A 2,393-nucleotide genomic window follows, 5' to 3' on the forward strand; every position below is an offset into this window, starting at 1 on the left:
CCTTTACTTGCTGTGAACGGTCAGATGATAGCCTTAAAAGGCAAGATGGATCGAACAGAGGTGGAGTCTGTGCGCGCTTCTATTCTGGCTGTAGAAACATACATGCTTCCATTTACTAACTCAAAAAGATCTATATTTCAAATTCAGTAAATAAACTTTATAATAAGAAAAAACTGCAAGAGAATTTTAGCCTACACCTAAAAAAGGATAACCAGAGTTCTTTGTTCTCGATTCCCAGTCTTTGACTGACTCATAGGGTTTAAGTCTTTCACTGTATACCTTCGATTCAGGTATAGGAGCCAGATTAAACTGGTTTATCAAGCTGCCAACCTGCATCTTCCCATGCTTTTGCCATAACTGGATTCCGTTTCAAGTATGCATTGACCTTATTGACCGGTACACGGTTAAAAACACAAGAAAAATTGACACACTTTGTACACTTGAATTTGAACAACCCTCCAAAGAAGAAAAGCAATCCAAGAAGTGATATAAATAAAAGTAGGTACTGATGTCCCAAAATCATAAAAATGAACGGATATCCACTCATGATGATAAAACCAATAACCAATTGGATTTTTTTGGATTTGCTTATTGGCCCAGGTTGATATCGGAAAAATTGTGGGCATCCAAAGTTGGCAATACATACTATAAGACCATTGTTCAGTGCATAAAATGGGCAGTGACTACATAGTATGTATATCTCCCAAAATCCAAAAAAAACAATTGCCATTATTACCCAGCCCCAGAGATAAGACGAGTACCCACTTTGACTAACTCCTTCGATTGCTGGAATGGCAAAAGGTAAAAAAAGACAATAGAACTGAAAAAGCTTTGCAAAACTAAACCGGCAATTCAAATCTTCTTTCTCATTACATTCCTTGCAGTTAGCTTCTGGTTCACAACTACAAATATTATACGGATTGGATTCGTTAATTTGTGAATCATTCATAGAGATGTTTTAAAAAATTTATCACAGTTTGAATTGTTGCTTTGCTTTCATAACCATTGATTATATAGTTTTTTTTCTTGGCTATTACCGTTAATAAGTTCTGGATAATATGCATTTTGTAATGTTATGCAGCAGCAACCTAATTATTATTTATCGGTCGAATTTTCTGCTTGGCGAAAGACTATCGAATGCCGCTTTGTAATTAGATTTTACGTACATATATCTTGCCATGATAATTAATTCGACGGTTATCGAAATCGATGAAGATAAGTTTTGGAAATCATCAAAATTCGGGTGCTTAAAGAGTTAAAATAAATAGCAGTAATATATGTATGCTGGAAATAGGCAATGTATGTTGGATATCTGATTAAGAATTCGCATAATCGGCCTTACTGAGGAAAATTGGAAGCAACGGCCACCCTTATGCGATGCTTATAAGCAAATTTCACCTTTTAATAAGGAGCCAAACCGAAGCAGAATAATCTATAATAAAATTACCACCCGGGCTCCTCTTACACTTTTCAAGCTTATTGATAATATCCTGCTTTTTATTTTCGTCCCATTTAGCATCAGACTTTGATATTACATAATATTCATAGAAATCATCAAATCCGTCGCATTGGTATTCGATATGGATCTTTCTCTTTAGTGATAAAGAGAACTCTGTGTTAATTACCGATTCAATTGCATTGATTGCGCTTTGCTTTCGCTCTTTCTCCTCATTGTTAGGTTCCCATATCTGTGCAGCTGAACCACTGCCATAAATCGGCTCGGTTATGAGTAATTTCCCTTTAAATTGTAAAACCCTGTGGGATTCCTTAAGCGCTTCTATCTGTTTTTCGACAGGGACATGGTGAAGTGTTTGGTTATAGAGGATCGTAGCAAATGAAGAGTTTGAGAATGGGAGAGATTCTGCCTGAGCCACTTGAAATTCAAGATTGTGGCTGTTGTATTTATTCATGGCTGTTTTGATAAGATTTTCATCAGAATCAATTCCAACCGACCATTGTACTTGCGGTGAAATATAAAAAGTCTTTTCTCCATCTCCACAACCAACATCAAGCACAAAAGATGCACCGTCGATGATATACCTGAGAATTATTTGTCTCTGGGTTCCAGTAAAATCAGCTATCATAGTTATCTTTTTTTGACTGCTAATTATAATTAAATAAAAAATGAGATTTCTTGCCATCTATGGAATTCGTCATTATTTCAGATAGTAAACCGATATCACCACGTCTATCTCATTCTTTATCTATTTTGAAGTCCATTTTCAACCATTTTATTTAATCCAATTCTCTTTTCTAATCTGATCCTGGTTTAGTGTGTTCAGAAATCCGAAAATGGTTTTGATTTTATCGTTTTTTCACCTTAATAATTTTGTAGATATTCGATCGGGTCAAATCTTTTCGCAGTGTGTAAATTGCACTTTCAAATCTACAAA

2 protein-coding genes are annotated in these 2,393 nt (G+C 35.2%); both read right to left on the reverse strand.

The genetic code is table 11. The annotated features are described in order from the left end of the window. Positions 1 to 304: 304 nt before the first annotated feature. Entirely contained in the window at positions 305 to 949 is a 645-nt protein-coding gene (locus Q0X89_RS09215; protein ID WP_297693395.1) for a hypothetical protein, read from the reverse strand. Between the two features lie 445 nt (positions 950 to 1,394). Beyond that, on the reverse strand, positions 1,395 to 2,084 hold the full coding sequence (locus Q0X89_RS09220) for a class I SAM-dependent methyltransferase (protein WP_297693397.1): 690 nt from the start codon (positions 2,082 to 2,084) through the stop codon (positions 1,395 to 1,397). Positions 2,085 to 2,393 lie beyond the last annotated feature (309 nt).

Source organism: uncultured Eudoraea sp. (assembly GCF_947258525.1).
Classification (GTDB): Bacteria; Bacteroidota; Bacteroidia; order Flavobacteriales; family Flavobacteriaceae; genus Eudoraea.

Coding starts and splice junctions, on each gene's coding strand:
- Q0X89_RS09215 (WP_297693395.1), bottom strand. CDS start 949: ATGAATGATTCACAAATTAACGAATCCAATCCGTATAATATTTGTAGT.
- Q0X89_RS09220 (WP_297693397.1), bottom strand. CDS start 2,084: ATGATAGCTGATTTTACTGGAACCCAGAGACAAATAATTCTCAGGTAT.